General features: G+C 35.1%; 12 protein-coding genes and 1 tRNA gene. 8 read left to right on the top strand and 5 right to left on the bottom strand.

Translation table 11 applies throughout. The features are described 5' to 3' along the window. The first annotated feature begins 20 nt into the window (after positions 1 to 20). The 3 genes from PT281_RS00400 to PT281_RS00410 all read left to right on the top strand — a co-directional run bounded on the left by PT281_RS00400 (position 21) and on the right by PT281_RS00410 (position 4,038). Entirely contained in the window at positions 21 to 1,415 is a 1,395-nt protein-coding gene (locus PT281_RS00400; protein ID WP_277151052.1) for an APC family permease, read from the top strand. 128 nt (positions 1,416 to 1,543) lie between these two features. Next, a complete protein-coding gene (locus PT281_RS00405) occupies positions 1,544 to 2,938 on the top strand; it encodes an APC family permease (RefSeq protein WP_277151053.1) in 1,395 nt (464 codons plus the stop codon). 473 nt (positions 2,939 to 3,411) lie between these two features. Beyond that, positions 3,412 to 4,038 carry a hypothetical protein gene (locus PT281_RS00410; RefSeq protein ID WP_277151054.1) on the top strand — a complete coding sequence of 209 codons (627 nt, stop codon included), beginning with the start codon at positions 3,412 to 3,414 and terminating at the stop codon, positions 4,036 to 4,038. A 1,366-nt stretch (positions 4,039 to 5,404) separates the two neighbouring features. Here the strand turns inward: PT281_RS00410 and PT281_RS00415 are convergent. The 3 genes from PT281_RS00415 to PT281_RS00425 all read right to left on the bottom strand — a co-directional run bounded on the left by PT281_RS00415 (position 5,405) and on the right by PT281_RS00425 (position 8,822). Continuing rightward, complete coding sequence (locus tag PT281_RS00415) at positions 5,405 to 6,076, bottom strand: hypothetical protein (RefSeq protein WP_277151055.1); 672 nt, start codon at positions 6,074 to 6,076, stop codon at positions 5,405 to 5,407. 221 nt (positions 6,077 to 6,297) lie between these two features. Next, positions 6,298 to 7,419, bottom strand: coding sequence for a carboxypeptidase-like regulatory domain-containing protein (locus PT281_RS00420; RefSeq protein ID WP_277151057.1), 1,122 nt, complete (start codon positions 7,417 to 7,419; stop codon positions 6,298 to 6,300). 470 nt (positions 7,420 to 7,889) lie between these two features. Beyond that, positions 7,890 to 8,822 carry a LacI family DNA-binding transcriptional regulator gene (locus PT281_RS00425; protein ID WP_277151059.1) on the bottom strand — a complete coding sequence of 311 codons (933 nt, stop codon included), beginning with the start codon at positions 8,820 to 8,822 and terminating at the stop codon, positions 7,890 to 7,892. 95 nt (positions 8,823 to 8,917) lie between these two features. Here PT281_RS00425 and PT281_RS00430 point away from each other — a divergent pair, with 95 nt between their 5' ends. Next, a complete protein-coding gene (locus tag PT281_RS00430) occupies positions 8,918 to 9,898 on the top strand; it encodes a YdcF family protein (RefSeq protein ID WP_277151061.1) in 981 nt (326 codons plus the stop codon). A 110-nt stretch (positions 9,899 to 10,008) separates the two neighbouring features. Here PT281_RS00430 and PT281_RS00435 read toward each other — a convergent pair. Both PT281_RS00435 and PT281_RS00440 read right to left on the bottom strand, forming a co-directional pair. Next, positions 10,009 to 10,082 (bottom strand) — tRNA-Arg (locus PT281_RS00435). A 157-nt stretch (positions 10,083 to 10,239) separates the two neighbouring features. Further along, positions 10,240 to 11,232, bottom strand: coding sequence for a GMP reductase (locus PT281_RS00440; RefSeq protein ID WP_277151063.1), 993 nt, complete (start codon positions 11,230 to 11,232; stop codon positions 10,240 to 10,242). Positions 11,233 to 11,427: 195 nt separating this feature from the next. Here PT281_RS00440 and PT281_RS00445 point away from each other — a divergent pair, with 195 nt between their 5' ends. From PT281_RS00445 to PT281_RS00460, 4 genes are all read left to right on the top strand, one after another. Then, positions 11,428 to 12,717 carry an adenylosuccinate synthase gene (locus PT281_RS00445; protein WP_277151064.1) on the top strand — a complete coding sequence of 430 codons (1,290 nt, stop codon included), beginning with the start codon at positions 11,428 to 11,430 and terminating at the stop codon, positions 12,715 to 12,717. Positions 12,718 to 12,720: 3 nt separating this feature from the next. Next, a complete protein-coding gene (purB, locus tag PT281_RS00450) occupies positions 12,721 to 14,016 on the top strand; it encodes an adenylosuccinate lyase (RefSeq protein ID WP_277151065.1) in 1,296 nt (431 codons plus the stop codon). Between the two features lie 147 nt (positions 14,017 to 14,163). Further along, entirely contained in the window at positions 14,164 to 14,619 is a 456-nt protein-coding gene (locus tag PT281_RS00455; protein WP_277151066.1) for a LytTR family DNA-binding domain-containing protein, read from the top strand. Continuing rightward, complete coding sequence (locus PT281_RS00460) at positions 14,619 to 15,380, top strand: LiaF domain-containing protein (protein WP_277151067.1); 762 nt, start codon at positions 14,619 to 14,621, stop codon at positions 15,378 to 15,380. The genes PT281_RS00455 and PT281_RS00460 overlap by 1 nt, the downstream gene beginning before the upstream one ends. Positions 15,381 to 15,549: the final 169 nt, after the last annotated feature.

Below are 15,549 nucleotides of genomic sequence, written 5' to 3' on the forward strand. Positions count from 1 at the left end.
GTATGGAAGATGGGTTAGAAATGAAAAATAAAAAAGCAGGCGATAAATTAGGCTTCAGTGCCATGGTTTTTCTTGCAATTAACATGATAATTGGCTCCGGTATTTTTTTAACACCTGGAAGTGTAGTTAAACAGGCTGGAAGTAAAACTCTACTGGTTTACCTTGCAGCAGCACTGGTTGCTACGATTTTGGCGATGTCGTTTGCGGCAGCAGCTAAGTACGTTAATAAGGCCGGAGCATCTTATGCGTATTCAAAGGCCGCATTTGGTCCTAAGTTTGGCTTTTATATTGGCACGACGTGTTATTTTGCGACTAGTGCTGTTTGGGGTGTAGCTTCTGTTGGAATTACTAAATCAACGATTTCGATTTGTGGAGGTGATCCAAACAATATAGGTAACGTTACATTGGGGTTGTTGACCTTGATAATATTAGTAACGATTGTTAATTTATTTGGTCAAAAAATCATCAAAAGAGTAATGAATTTGGCAACGATTGGTAAATTAATAACGCTAGTCTTAATAATTGCTGCAGGTGTCATTGTGTTATTGATAACAGGGGTATCGCACCATTTAAATGCAGTGGATCAAGTTACTGTTCATGGACACACTGTTATTCCAACTTTGACAACAAGCGGCATGGTAATGGCGGTAGTTTCCGCTTTTTATGCTTTTACCGGCTTTGAATCTGTTGCTTCTGGTGCAGAAGATATGGAAAATCCTGAGAAAAATCTCCCGCGCGCAATTCCACTAGCAATCTTGGCAGTTGCCATAGTTTATATTGGTGTCTTGACGGTTGCTTTGAAGCTAAATCCTACGGCATTAATTAAGACTAACCAAGTGATTGCTTTGGCGGCAATTTTTAATAATGAAATCTTGCGCGATATAATTTTAGTAGGCGCACTGATTTCAATGTTGGGACTCAACTTTGCTTATAGCTTTAGTACACCGCGAATCTTAGAGGCAATGGCACGAGAGCATCAGGTATCGCCAAAGTTAACGCAGCGGACTAAAAGGAATTTTCCCGTCAGAACGTATGCTATTTCTGCTGTATTGGCAATTTTGATTCCTTTGGCTTTTCAATATAATATGACAAATTTGATTACGTTAAGTGCAATTGTCCGTTTTTTGGAATTTACAGTTGTACCACTATCGGTCATTCGGTTTTATTATGGTAAAAGCAAGGAACAGATTTTGGCTGCTGATAAAAACGTGTGGACTGATCTAATTATTCCGGTGATTGCAGTATTATTGGTCATCTTTTTATTAGTTGAATATAATTGGCGCGAACAATTTGGTATTGTAGTCAATAGCCGTGTTATTGGTATTAATTGGTTAGCAATTGTTGCCATGATTTTTGGCTTCTTTGTTTTGCCTTTTTTGATGTATTTGATTTCGCGGCCACAGCAAAAGAATTAAATAAATATTTCTTAGAATTGAGTTGATACTCAATTCTTTTTTTATAAACAAATATCATACTATCATTGAGTTTTACTATTATAATATGAATAATTATAATGGTGAAAACAGCTATAAGGAGCATACTAATGGGAAAGAGTAAGAATGATAAACTAGGCTTTTGGTCGATTGTTCTTTTAGCAATCAATTCAATTATTGGGTCAGGAATTTTTTTAACCCCAGGCAGTGTGGTTAAGCAAGCTGGTAGTCAGGCATTATTGGTATATTTGATTGCTGCCATTTTTGCCGCAATTTTGGCTGTTTCGTTTGCGGCTGCTGCCAAATATGTTACTAAGTCAGGAGCTTCGTATGCTTATTCTAGAGCTGCATTCGGTAATAAATTTGGCTTTTATATGGGTATTCTGCGTTACTTTTCCGCTAGTGTAGCTTGGGGTGTAATGGCAGTTGGCGTGATTAAAGCAACTATTTCTATTTTTGGTGGTGAACCAGATAATCTACTAAACGTTACAATTGGTTTTATTGTTTTAATGTTACTACTGACCGTTATTAATTTATTTGGTCAACGAATTGTTAAATATGTGATGAATATTGCGACGGTTGGAAAATTAGGAGCACTAGTTTTAATTATTACTGTTGGCTTAATTTTGGTATTAATTGCTGGCAAAACTCAAGGATTAACCAGAGTTGACCAGCTTAATTACGGCGGTCGACCAATTGTATCAAGCTTGACACCTACTGGCTTTGTGATGGCACTTGTTTCTGCGTTTTATGCCTTTACTGGTTTTGAAACAGTTGCCTCTGGTTCCGAAGACATGTATGAACCAGAGAAAAATCTCCCGCGCGCAATTCCGCTGGCAATTTTTATAATTGCAGTAATTTATATTGGTGTTGTTGCAGTTGCAATGCTGCTAAATCCTTTGGCATTGGTGACAACCAAGCAAGTGGTTGCAATTAGTGCGATCTTTGATAATAAAATTTTGCGGGATGTAATCTTGGTAGGAGCCTTAATTTCAATGTTTGGCGTTAATATTGCCGCGAGTTTTAATACACCCAGAATTTTGGAAGCAATGGCGCGTCAAAGACAGCTATCTGTAGTTTTAACTAAAAGAACTAAGAATAATTTTCCAATTCGTACATTCTTAATTTCCGAGCTGCTGGCAATTTTGATTCCACTTTCTTTTCAATATAATATGACGAACTTGATTACGCTAAGTGCAATGGTCAGGTTCTTAGGCTTTATTATTGTACCGCTTGCTGTAATTCAATTTTATCGTGGTAAAAGTAGACAGCCGGTATTATCAGGCAAGAAAAATTTTAAAACAGATGTTGTAATACCGATATTGGCGATAATTCTTGTGCTTTTGCTGCTGGTTGAGTATAACTGGCGGGAACAATTTGGCATTGTCCAAAATGGCAAAGTTATTGGTATCAATTGGTATGCAATCATGATGATAGTATTTGGCTTTGTTATTTTACCGTTAATTATGTTTTGGCTTTCAAGAAAAGAGCCGGGAAACAAATAAAAAATGATAGGTGCTTAGTAAATTAATATTGGCAGCAGCTTAACGCCGCTTGCTGTCAAACAACAGTTGTCATCAGCTGGGCGTGAATTGTATCGGGAATTGTTGGTACCAGAACTTAGCGATCAACAAATAGGCATAGGTATTATACAGATTTTTCATTAGGGGACTATTAATGTTTATAATCTTAATTTTTATTAGTATTATTTGCTTAATTACAGGCGCTATGATGCTATTTAGTGCTAAAAATAAATTTGGCTCAATATTTTTTCTAATAATTGGAATATTGTTTTTAGGAGTACCAGTAGCTATATTTTGGTTTAGAGCCTGTTAGTACTATGCGGTAGGGTGAGATCTATGTCCCATCTTTTTTGTATTGTTTCTAGCAGTGGCATGGATGACTTTTTTATTTTAGTAATCGTTTTCAGATAAGTGGTATTATATATCTATAAATATTTTTGAGAAAGGGATTGAAAATGAAAAAAGTATTTAAACTGATATTGACGGCAGTGTTAATGACTACTACCTTGTCAATTACTGATCTAACAAGTAAAACCACAGTATCGGCACAGTCAATATTGAGTAGTAGTTTATCTAGTAAAGCTTGGACTAAAAAATTAGCTAAGGCTGGGTATGTTTTTGAATTACCAAATAGCAGTAAGGGCGCACTTTATAAAAATACGGCAGCTAAAGGTGGCAAGCCATATACTAAAAAGGTACTTGAAAGAATTCTAAACCAACATACGCTGTTTAAAGTAAAAAAATTAACAAAGGTTAAAAACGGAATATCAGTTGATTTGGTTTCCAAGAATGGTAAATACAAGGGTTATACAACTTATATAAACGGAATTTATAACAAAAATTTATCTAATAAGGATTTACAGCCGCTAATTAATGTCGAACTAAGTGTGATGGAAGCTAAAGACAATAATAAGCCTACGTCAGTTTTATTAGAGCAAGTACAGACACTGGCTAGTGGATTAACCGGCAAGAATAAGCAAATAGCTGATACTTCAATTAAGCAATTAAAACAATTTTTAAAGCATGATGATTTATCTGAAACACCAGTACTTCTAATTGGTAATATCCGAGTAACTTATTAGCAAATTAAATAAAGGGTGAGTAATTATTTTTACTCACTCTTTTTTGTGTTGTAAGTATACAATTAGCCCTAAGAAATAAACAGTTTTAGTTAAGTAACGGTACGGCATTGCCATCAAGTAGCAGCATAACCGCAACTATAATAAATTGATTAGATAATTCATGTAAAAGTTTAGAATACTTATTTTTAGTATTAGTAAGCTTAAATACGCATGCTAATATTAGTAGGATTATGGTCAAGATAATGTCATATAAACTATTATTAAGCAGAAAAGGTTTATTAAAAAATATTATAAATATAAATTGAGTAATAAGAAGTATGGTTAATAACACATAAGTTAAATATTCTGCATATTTTGTATAATTATTATCAGGCATGTGTTTTCTATATACAGAAATAGTTATTCCGATAATTAATAATATATAAAAAATATAACTGTTCATAAATATTTCTCCAAGATAGTTTATATGATATTAATATTATTTTTAATGGGTGCTGCTGACTTAGCTATTAATAATTCCAATAAAGTAAATACAAATAGTACAAAAAAATATTTTACCATTCTTATTAAAAAATAAAACTACACAGTATCAAAGGATATAGAAAATTGGGATACTCACATTTATTTAAAAAGTTATCGCACTTATTTGTTAAATCAAAGCTTTGGATTAAAATGTTTAAACGTAAAAACTATAAAATAATTATTATTTTAGCTTAAGCCTTTAATTAGATTGCAAAAGTTATAGTAGCTAGATAGATGTGGTTGAAGTGAAAAATAGAAGTCTATTGGGCTTCTATTTTTGTGTTGTTTTGTATTTAGTAATATTAAGTAAGTACTTATCGTTATACCTACATTTTTATCTTCTTAATGATGAAAAAATCAGAATACAAAAAAGCAGTCTATAAAGACTGCTCCAGGCGCCTTGCAAGTGGTCAAACTTGCATGCACGCATTGCTTCGTACAGGACGATGCAACATTCATCTAGGATAAGTGTACCACGAAAATAAATTTTGGTAAAATGATACTGCACGCCTTGCGCGCATCCTGAGAAGTCTAGTCAGCTTCTCTTAAGGAGGTGATTATCGTGCAGGATATGTTAACATTCATCATGTTTTACCTTGTCTTAACTAAGACAGAGCAGATATTAAGTGACATTATTGTCATACTTGATAAATTGCTCAAGTAAAACAGCAAAGCAGCCCAAAAAATCTTGGGCTGTTTTTGTATAAAATTTCAAAACAAAAAAGCGATCCCATTAGGACCGCTATCATATGTTGCAAGCGACCAAACTTGCGGCACGTGATGTGAACGTACAGAACATATCACTTTAGTAAGTTAAGTATACTTAATTTGGCAAAACAAAAATTTAGTTGACAGGCATGGTGTCTTCAACACGTCCATTGACAGGTTTTGTAGCGTTTAATAAAGCCTGTTGTTGTGTAGTTAGATACCAAACAGCTTCTTTAACCTCAGTAATGCTTACTGAAGTTGAAGAATTGACAGCTTTAGCCTGTTTTAAAGCTTCATCATATTGAGCTTTATAGGTATTTACGTAGTCTTCATTTTTATAGTTAGAACTAGCTGTAATTGTTTTTTCTTGATCAATTAATTTTTGTAGATCTTGTTTGTCAGCTGCTGTTGCAATTCTAGCGTCTGCTTGAGCTTCTTCCGGAGTATTAGCTGGTGTTAATTGTGGACCTGACAAGTAAATTGTATCAGCTGCTTTAATATAAAACAGTTGATTTTGAATTGCATTTTCGTAATTAATAGATTCTTCAGGAGAGTAATAATTTAAGCGATAAAATAATTCAGCTTTATTGTCCTTAGGTACCCAAACATAAACTTCTCTAATTACGGGAAGATTTTCATTTTTTGTAAGTGTAATGTTTTTATTAGTAATTTCCGGTTTAAGAATCGATGAAATACTATAAGCATTACTATTTTGTTTTAAACCAACATAAGTATGCATCGTGTAAGTAGCTAATTTTTGTCTTAGTTTAATTTTTGCATGTATCATATTTTTGATCGCAGGCATCATGCTTGGTCTGTCCTAGAAAAAATAAATTTGGTGCAGTATTTTTTGATAGTGGTCGGCATATTGCTTGTACTGCCATTTGCGATGTTTTGGTTTAGGGGTTGTTAAAATAGATATATGGAATGTGAAAAAATAGGACTAGTACCGATAAAATATCGGGAGCTAGTCCTAAGTTGAAATTTAATAATCTGCTTTAAGCTTACTATTTAGATTTTGGAGTCTTATTAAAATGATGAAGAATAATGCATATCTGGGAATTTATGATGAGCATATTTCTTACTTAACGATTTTGAAGTAAAATCTTGTCTATTAACTTTTCCAGTATGGTTTGCTCTGAATAATACTAAAATTTTATGACCATCAATATTCTCATAGTGGCAAGTCTGTGCTGAAAAGTTTTTGTCACTTGGCTTGGTATAGGCACCTGTTGTCATCATCCATTTAAATCCATACATATGTTTCCACTTAGCTTGGAGACAATGACTTATAATATTTTCCTCCCCATCAAGAAATTGCTTATCTTGCCAAGTAAGAGATTTTTGCCAAGGGTATTTGTTGGTTCCTTTAACTTTCCCTATTATATAAAATCCACCGTAGGTTATTTCGTTTTGATTATAGGCATACTTTAAGAGTTTAATGCTCTTTTTACCGTTATTAAACCACTGCCTTCTCCAGCTTTTGGGAACAGTAAAGTGTTTAACGATTCCATGCTTATCACCAATTAGCGCGTGTTTCTTAGCTTTAGCGTTTTTCTTTTTCGGCTTTGAGCTAATTGTGGATGGCTTAACGAATTCATCACTTAACTTGCTAGTATCAGAGTTGTTTTTTGTCTTTGAAGATACAAGTTCAACATTAGACATTGGGACGTATTCACCATCACCAATATAGATATAATCTGTACTGTTGATGTTACTGATGCTGAATGCTACAACTTTAATGCCTTTATAGAAAGTATTTCTTTTGCTGATTGGGCTCCCTGATGCATTACAAATTGGAGTGTCATCATTTTTAACAACATAGGTTCCAATTGGAGTTAACTGCACTAAGTCATCTAAGCGTAAAAAATTATTATCTCCAATTTTTAAATACTTATTACCTTTGATGGTAGAAATAGTAAATGCTCCAGAATTATCACTAGCTACAGGATATTCATCGGTTTTTAAAACGTGACCATTTGGGATAGCATTACCATTAGCATCATATACCTGTCCACTAATTGGAGAATAGTAAGTGTATTCCTTTTTAGTGGCTTGAACATTTTGTGTTGTAATTACTGATATAATCCCTACACTACTTGTAGCTAGAGTGATTGCTGTTAGTAATGTTAGTAGTTTTTTTCTTTTCATTTTTATCTCCTCTACGTGATTTGTACAAAGATATTATATTATACTTTTTTGAAAATTCAACAAGGTAGTTACGCATACTATTTGTTGTATTTTTTATCACATTTATTTATCGTATTGGCTGTTGTAAACCAACAGTATCAATAAATATTAACGCTAAATATAAAAATAAACGACAACACAAAATTGAATATCAATAGTGAACATGCTAAAATATAGCTGTGAATAAAAAGAAGTCCTACTACTAATAGGACCTCTTAAACACAAGCTTCCGCCTTCAAAGAGCGGTGGTCGAATTATAGTTTAGCTAAAAGGCTATCCCATAACTGTCCAAAGTTATTAAGTGGGACAGTCTTTTTTGTTGCGCTTATTTGTCGTGGTTGTTGCTGTTGATGTAAGACAATAGTAATAACTTATTTAAAAAGTATTTGCTATGGGATTGGTTTCATAATTTATAATATTAATATGCAAATTTAGCGGTTAACGAATTTAGCATTAATGCTAATATGCTCAGACTTTTTCTCAATAAAATGCTGAAATATTTCTTCACCATATTTTTCTGGATAAGTATCAATTGAGGGAAAACTCATAATTTTACTAATAAGGGTATTATCTTGACCGACAACTAAAGGTGGTTGGAGTCCTTCCTTTTGATAAGCGTGAATAATTCCAGCAGCAATTTCATCACCATTAGCAAAAATACCATTAATTTGCGGAAAATTCATAAAATATTTTCCGGCATTAATACCATCTTGGTAGGTCGCGCAATTTTCAAAAACATGGTTTAATTTCAAGGTTGGGAAATATTGTTTGGTAATTTGAAATAATAGCTTAGTAGTACTGCTCTTGTGTTTATTTTGTGCACTAGTTAGACCGATATGTTTAAGCCCTTTTTGAGTAAAATACTTAAATAATTCTTTGAAAGCTTGACTGCGGTCAATGTAGATACAAGAAATATTATTAAAATCAATTTTTTCGCAAAAAATCACGGAGCCATACCTAATGTAAGGCAAAATGTCGCTCATTTTATTAGCTTTAGAAGTAACAATTAGGCCATCGTACAATTTTGAAGCAAGTTCTTCAAAATAATTCATTTCGGTTTTACTATTGTAGTAAGTTGGCAAGATAGATATTTTGTAATTATGCTTAATAGCATCTTGGCAAATTCCGGCTGTTACTTTTTCAAAATAGGGTTCATCAAGATAGGGAACAATCACACCTAAACTGTTTGTTTTTTTCTTGTTTAGATCTTGAGCTATTCGATTAGGATGATAACCTGTTTTTTGAATCACGGCTTGAATTTTCTGCCGTTTATCTAAGGAGACATAGGGATGATGATTAAGTACCCGGGATACTGTTGAAACAGAGCATCCAGATAATTCGGCTATTTCTTTAATGGTTGTCATTACTTTTCCTTTTATTTTGTGATTTTAACTAAATAATACTATATGGGATCGATACCAGGTCAAAAAATTATTAAATAGAAAGAATTAGTTTTGGAATGAATACAAAAAAACAGATAGATAAGCTCCTTGTGAAGGCTAAAGATTGTTATTTACACGGTAATGCGCTAGAGAAAAATGAAAAAACTTTTTTTAAGGGTGTAAGTATCAATGGGGATCAAGATACTTTAGAAGCAATTTTTAAAGAATTATGTCAACTTGACCCTACTAATATGGATTATCAACTTGATCTTGCTGCAACTTTAATTACTAATAATAAACTTGAAGAATCTTTAGGATTATTGCAGAATATCTTGCAGAAGGCACCAATTGATTATAGTATATTAATGACTTGCTATGTTTATTTATGGTTAATTTCAGGCGAATTTTCTGCTGATCTTCTTAAGGAATTAATGTCTTTAGATAAAAAACGCACAGAAAAATTTATACAAGATTTTGTTAATTTGGAAAAAATAAGGCAAAAAAAGGTAAATACTGAAATTAAAAACTATGAGAATGGACATCTATTTGTTTTACTTGGTTATGATTTACAAAAAGATGGCAGTATTCCCCCAATATTATACCAACGGCTAGAGTTAGCACTACAATTGCTAATTAAAAATCCATATTCTGATATTATTGTTTCAGGCGGTATTCCCGAAAATTATCGAACGGAAGCCGACATGATGGAGAAATGGTTAATTAATCGGGGAATAGCTCCTGAGCGGATTTTTAAGGAAAACAAATCAATTAATACGATTGAAAATGCCTTATTTTCAGTACAGCAAGCTTGTAAAATAACTTTTAGCAAAAAAATAACGTTAATTAGCTCGGTTAGTCATCTTCGCAGAGCGCAAATCTTATTTATGATTGCAGACAGGATAATTAATACCAAAGATAAAATAAAAGTAATTGATATTGTTGGAACTGTAGATGCTCCTGAACTAGTAAGTCATTCTAGTAAAGAAGAGCAGATAGTGATGTATCGCGATGTTTTACGAATAAATGGTCTTTGGCTGTATCCAAATTTAATAAGATAGGTAACAATTAATGCTTTGAATCACATCAAGAGAAATACATAAAATAACAAAAAAGCTAGAAATTACGTAAAACTTTGTAACTTCTAGCTTTTTTAATTGAATTATATTTATGCGCCCTGAAGGATTTGAACCTTCAACCTTCTGATTCGTAGTCAGACACTCTATCCAGTTGCGCTAAGGGCGCGACAACTTCCTAAGTATAGCATAGATATATCATTCTTGGAAAATAAAAAATCTCAGTACTGACTACCTAACAATACTGAGATAATTACCATTCTATCGAAAATATTATGCCATTGCTACTTTAAATTGCTATTTTACTTAGAAAGTTGAATGATAGACTATTTGTCACCACTTAGGATATTACTTTTAACGATTACATAGTCAACTAACTTGATAGAATTGAGCGTTTTACCGCCAGCATAAGAAATTGCGGATTGTAAATCTTCTTGCATCTCAGTTAAAGTATTGCCAATTGAACCACGGAAGGGCACGAGCATTTGCTTGCCTTCAACATTACGGTAGGCTCCTTTTTGAACTTCTGATGCTGATCCCCAATATTGCTTGTAGGTCTTGTCATTAATTTTAATAATATTACCTGGAGATTCTTGGTGCCCAGCTAACATTGATCCAATCATTACCATACTTGCCCCGAAGCGAACGGACTTGGCAATGTCGCCGTTATGACGAATACCGCCATCGGCAATGATTGGTTTACTGGCAACTTTACTGCACATTCTGAGAGCCGCCAATTGCCAACCACCGGTACCAAAGCCGGTCTTAAGTTTAGTAATACATGCACGGCCGGGACCAACACCGACTTTAGTTGCATCGGCGCCAGCATTTTCTAACTCGCGAACAGCTTCGGGAGTGGCAATGTTACCAGCAGTCAAAAATGCATCTGGTATTTTGTCTTTAATGTACTTAATCATTTTGATGACATATATGGAATGACCGTGAGCAACATCAATTGTAATGTATTCGGGAATAACATTTTCTTTAACAAGTAAATCGATAAAATCGTATTCACTATCTTTAATACCAACAGAAATTGAGGCAAAAAGTCCTTGTTCATGCATCATTTTGATGAAATTAATTCTTTTCTCCGGCTGAAAGCGGTGCATGACATAGTAATAGTCATTTTTCGCAAGCCAGATAGCCAATTTTTCATTAATTACGCTTTCCATGTTAGCGGGAACGACTGGTATCTTAAATGTTCGGTTTCCGAACTTAACGCTAGTATCAGCGTCATGCCGGCTTTTAATGATTCCCTTGTTAGGTACAAGTTGAATATCATCGTAGTCAAAGGCTTCCATGCTAAAGTAGTTACTCATAATTCAATCGACTCCTAATTCCTTATCTGTCTGAACGAGAGTAACTATAATCAATTTATTAAAATTTGTCAACATAAAAATCGAACTATTAAAATTAATATCGCAAAAATAATTCGCATTTTAATTTGACTAACAGCTTATAAATTGCTAGACTAAATTTTGTGATATTTGTATATTTTTTATGAGGTGAACGAAATGACAGCAGTGGCAGTTGTTGGTAGTCAATGGGGCGACGAAGGTAAAGGCAAAATTACGGATTTTTTGAGTAAGGAAGCTGCGTATGCAGTCCGCTCAAATGGTGGTAATAATGCTGGTCACACGATTGAAATTGATGGGCAAACATTTAAGATGCGGCTAATTCCATCCGGTATTTTTGCGGCAGATAAGGCTGCTGTAATTGGTAACGGCACGGTAATTAATCCCGAAGTTCTACTAGAAGAATTAAATAATTTGGAGAAGAATGGGATTGATACTAGTAAATTACGGATTTCTAACCGAGCACACATCATTATGCCGTACAACATCAAGCAAGATGAATATCAAGAAGAAGTTAAGGGTGCTAATAAGATTGGTACTACTAAGAATGGGATTGGACCAACTTATATGGATAAGGCTTCTAGAATTGGAATTCGCGTTTGTGATTTACTGGAAAAAGACACCTTTGAAGAAAAGTTGCGCGCCAATTTAGCAGAAAAGAATGCTTTGTTCACTAAGGTTTATGGTAAACCAGCTCTTAAATTTGAAGACATCTTTACTAAATATTATGAATATGGTCAAAAGATCAAAAAGTATGTTACAGATACATCAGTTTTGGTTAACGATGCACTTGATAATCAGGAAAAGGTGCTTTTTGAAGGTGCTCAAGGTGTGATGCTCGACATTGATGAAGGAACTTACCCATTCGTCACTTCATCTAATACGATTTCTGGTGGAATTGCCAGTGGTATTGGGATGGGTGCAAATCGTCTGCACACGGTGATTGGTGTCTGCAAGGCTTATACTACAAGAGTTGGTGCGGGACCATTTCCAACGGAATTACTTGATGCAACTGGTGACCGCATTCGTGACACTGCCCATGAGTATGGTACAGTTACTGGTCGACCGCGACGTGTCGGCTGGTTTGACTCTGTTGCTTTGCGTCATGCTAAACGTGTTGCTGGAATTAACGCTTTAAGCCTGAACTTGCTTGATATTTTCAGTGGGTTTGATACCGTTAAGATCGCTACTGCTTATGAATTAGACGGCAAGAAAATTGATTATTATCCGGCTAGTCTTAAGGAACTTTATCGCTGCAAGCCAGTTTATGAAGAATTACCGGCTTGGCAGGAGGATATTACTAAGGCTAAGACTTGGTCAGATTTACCAGAAAATGCGCAAAAATTCTTAAAGCGTGTTGAAGCAATTGTGGGTATTCCGTTAGTGACAGTTTCTGTTGGTCCTGATCGTGAACAAACAATTGTTTTGCAAAATCCGTGGGAAATGTAAATAATGCTTGAACGTTACACACGCCCAGAAATGGGCAAAATTTGGACAGATGAAAATAAATATGCCGCATGGCTAAAGGTCGAAGTTGCGGTAACTAATGCTTGGAGTGAAGAGGGAGAAGTTCCCGCGGCTGATGCGGCTAAAATTGCTAAAAATGCCAGTTTTACACCAGAGCGTGTTGCTGAGCTTGAACAAGTAACTCACCATGATGTCGTGGCTTTTACCAGAGCAGTTTCTGAGAGTCTTGGTCCTGAGAAAAAGTGGGTTCACTTTGGTTTGACTTCAACTGATGTAGTCGATACAGCTCAAGGCTACCTATTGAAGCAGGCAGATGCAATTATTCGTCAAGACTTGCTTACATTAAAAGAAACAATTGCGGCTAAAGCTCTTAAATATAAGAATACAGTCGAGATGGGGCGGACACATGGTGTCCAGGCTGAGCCGACAACTTTTGGCTTAAAACTTGCCCGCTGGTACGCCGAAATTAACCGGGACATTGATCGCTTTGAACATGCGGCTAAGGGTGTTGAATCTGGTAAAATTTCTGGTGCTGTTGGTACTTTTGCCAACGTGCCGCCGGCTATTGAAGTTAGCGTCATGAAGCAATTAGGCTTAACGCGTCAGCCGATTACTAGTCAAATTTTACCGCGCGACTTGCATGCCGAGTACATTGCTACCTTGGCATTAATAGCGACAAGTATTGAGAATTGGGCAACGGAAATCCGCAGTTTGCAACGTTCGGAAATCCACGAAGTTGAAGAACATTTTCGTGCTGGTCAAAAGGGTTCGTCAGCGATGCCACATAAACGTAATCCGATTGGCTGTGAAAATCTTTGTGGGATGGCGCGGGTTTTACGCGGGAATATTGTGACGGCTTATGAAGATGTTACTCTCTGGCACGAGCGGGATATTTCGCATTCAAGTGCTGAGCGGGTAATTTTGCCTGATACAACGATTGTGATTGATTACATGCTTGACCGTTTTAATCGAATTTTGACTAACCTAGATGTTTTTCCAGAAACAATGCTCAAGAATATGGACAAGACCTATGGTCTAATCTATTCACAAAGGTTGCTGTTGAAATTAATTGATGAGGCAGGTTTATCACGTGAAGCAGCTTATGATATGGTACAAAAGTTGACAACCAAATCGTGGCAAGACGGCATTTCTTTTAGAAAGTTAGTTGAAGATAGCCCGATTATGACTTATTTGTCAGAAGTTGATGTAGCTGATGCCTTTGATTATCACTATCATTTACGTCATGTCGATGAAATCTTTCATCAAGTAGGACTTGAATAATAAAAAAGCAGACTTACTAAGTCTGCTTTTTTAGTTGAGTTAGCTGTAATTGCCACTTACGCATATTAAACGACCACTTGGTTAAAGAGGGTAGATTTTGTTTTTAAATTAGCGTTTAATAAGAATTATGAAAGGCAGGTGAGAATCGTGAAAGTGAAAATTGATCTTGATCCTAAGTTAGCTGAGCCAATAGTGACAATCCAGGCAAATGAATTGTCGCCAGAGGTTGAACGGATTTATCGGCAGCTGCAGGAAGGTAGTGACAATCCTGACCAGCTTGAGTGTTATAAGGATGATGTTTCGTATTACTTAGATTTGACCGACATTTTGTTTTTTGAAACAGAAGATCGGCAGGTGATTGCACATACGAGCCGCGATTCGTTCAGTGTTAACTATAAGTTATATGAATTAGAAAATTTGTTGGGCAGTCAATTTATGCGGGTGTCCAAGTCCACAATTTTGAATTTAAAACAGGTGTATTCATTGACGAGGTCAATCACTAATTGTCAGGTGCACTTTCATGATACTTACAAAACTGTCTACGTGTCACGCCATTATTACCACAGCTTGAGTGATCGATTAAATGAGAGAAGGTCATTATAATGAAAAAGCAAAAGATTAAAGAACTATTCTGGGGAATTGCACTATTAGGAGCAGCAATCTTTCTAATCATGAACCAATTAAATTTGTTTTCATTTCGACTAAATTTTTGGACGATTTTTTGGACAATTGTTTTTGGCGCATGCTTAATTGAAGGACTAGCTAATCGCAGTATTGGCGGCACGATTTTTTCAATTGCCTTCTTATTAATTGTGTATGCGCAGCCGCTTAAAATCACTAAGATTGTGCCGTGGACAGTCTTACTTGCGGCGTGTCTAATTACGGGGGGATTGCATATGATTTTTCATAAAGGTACGCATCACACACACGTTTATGTTAATGGTCACAAAGTCGATGGTAATTGGTCAAAGTTGGGACCAGAAAAGTCATTTCATGCCGACCATGTTTTTGGCAGCAGCAGTAAAAATGTTGACGAACAAGATATTGTGGTTAATCAAAAATTGTCTGATGTTTCGCGGTATGTTCGTTCACAAAGTTTGCGCAGTGTAACGATTAATTCGCTAATGGGGGATGCCAAGGTCTATCTTGATGCGGCTAAAGCAGCTTCTGATACGGTAATTGTGGATATTAATTCATCAATGAGTGATGTTGCGCTGTATATTCCGTTGTCGTGGCAGGTTGATGACCAAATGTCGTCAACTTTCGGTGATGTTGAGATTAGCGGCAGTTCTAATGGCGGCGGTCCAACTCTAGTATTGACTGGTAGCAGCAAGTTCGGCGATATCAAGATTAATTACGTTTAAATTACGAATTACAACTACTAGTTTTATTAAATATATTTTGAAAATTGTTACCAAATAATAACCAGAAGTCAAACTATGTAAAGCTCTAATTATTTTAATTAGAGCTTTTTTGTTTTGTGGATTTATATTTAATTAGTAGTCCTGAAAAATATTTCTCAAAGTGAAACAC

Source organism: Lactobacillus sp. ESL0701 (assembly GCF_029433445.1).
In the GTDB taxonomy this organism is placed as follows: Bacteria; Bacillota; Bacilli; order Lactobacillales; family Lactobacillaceae; genus Lactobacillus.

Coding starts and splice junctions, on each gene's coding strand:
- PT281_RS00400 (WP_277151052.1), top strand. CDS start 21: ATGAAAAATAAAAAAGCAGGCGATAAATTAGGCTTCAGTGCCATGGTT.
- PT281_RS00405 (WP_277151053.1), top strand. CDS start 1,544: ATGGGAAAGAGTAAGAATGATAAACTAGGCTTTTGGTCGATTGTTCTT.
- PT281_RS00410 (WP_277151054.1), top strand. CDS start 3,412: ATGAAAAAAGTATTTAAACTGATATTGACGGCAGTGTTAATGACTACT.
- PT281_RS00415 (WP_277151055.1), bottom strand. CDS start 6,076: ATGATGCCTGCGATCAAAAATATGATACATGCAAAAATTAAACTAAGA.
- PT281_RS00420 (WP_277151057.1), bottom strand. CDS start 7,419: ATGAAAAGAAAAAAACTACTAACATTACTAACAGCAATCACTCTAGCT.
- PT281_RS00425 (WP_277151059.1), bottom strand. CDS start 8,822: ATGACAACCATTAAAGAAATAGCCGAATTATCTGGATGCTCTGTTTCA.
- PT281_RS00430 (WP_277151061.1), top strand. CDS start 8,918: ATGAATACAAAAAAACAGATAGATAAGCTCCTTGTGAAGGCTAAAGAT.
- PT281_RS00440 (WP_277151063.1), bottom strand. CDS start 11,232: ATGAGTAACTACTTTAGCATGGAAGCCTTTGACTACGATGATATTCAA.
- PT281_RS00445 (WP_277151064.1), top strand. CDS start 11,428: ATGACAGCAGTGGCAGTTGTTGGTAGTCAATGGGGCGACGAAGGTAAA.
- purB (WP_277151065.1), top strand. CDS start 12,721: ATGCTTGAACGTTACACACGCCCAGAAATGGGCAAAATTTGGACAGAT.
- PT281_RS00460 (WP_277151067.1), top strand. CDS start 14,619: ATGAAAAAGCAAAAGATTAAAGAACTATTCTGGGGAATTGCACTATTA.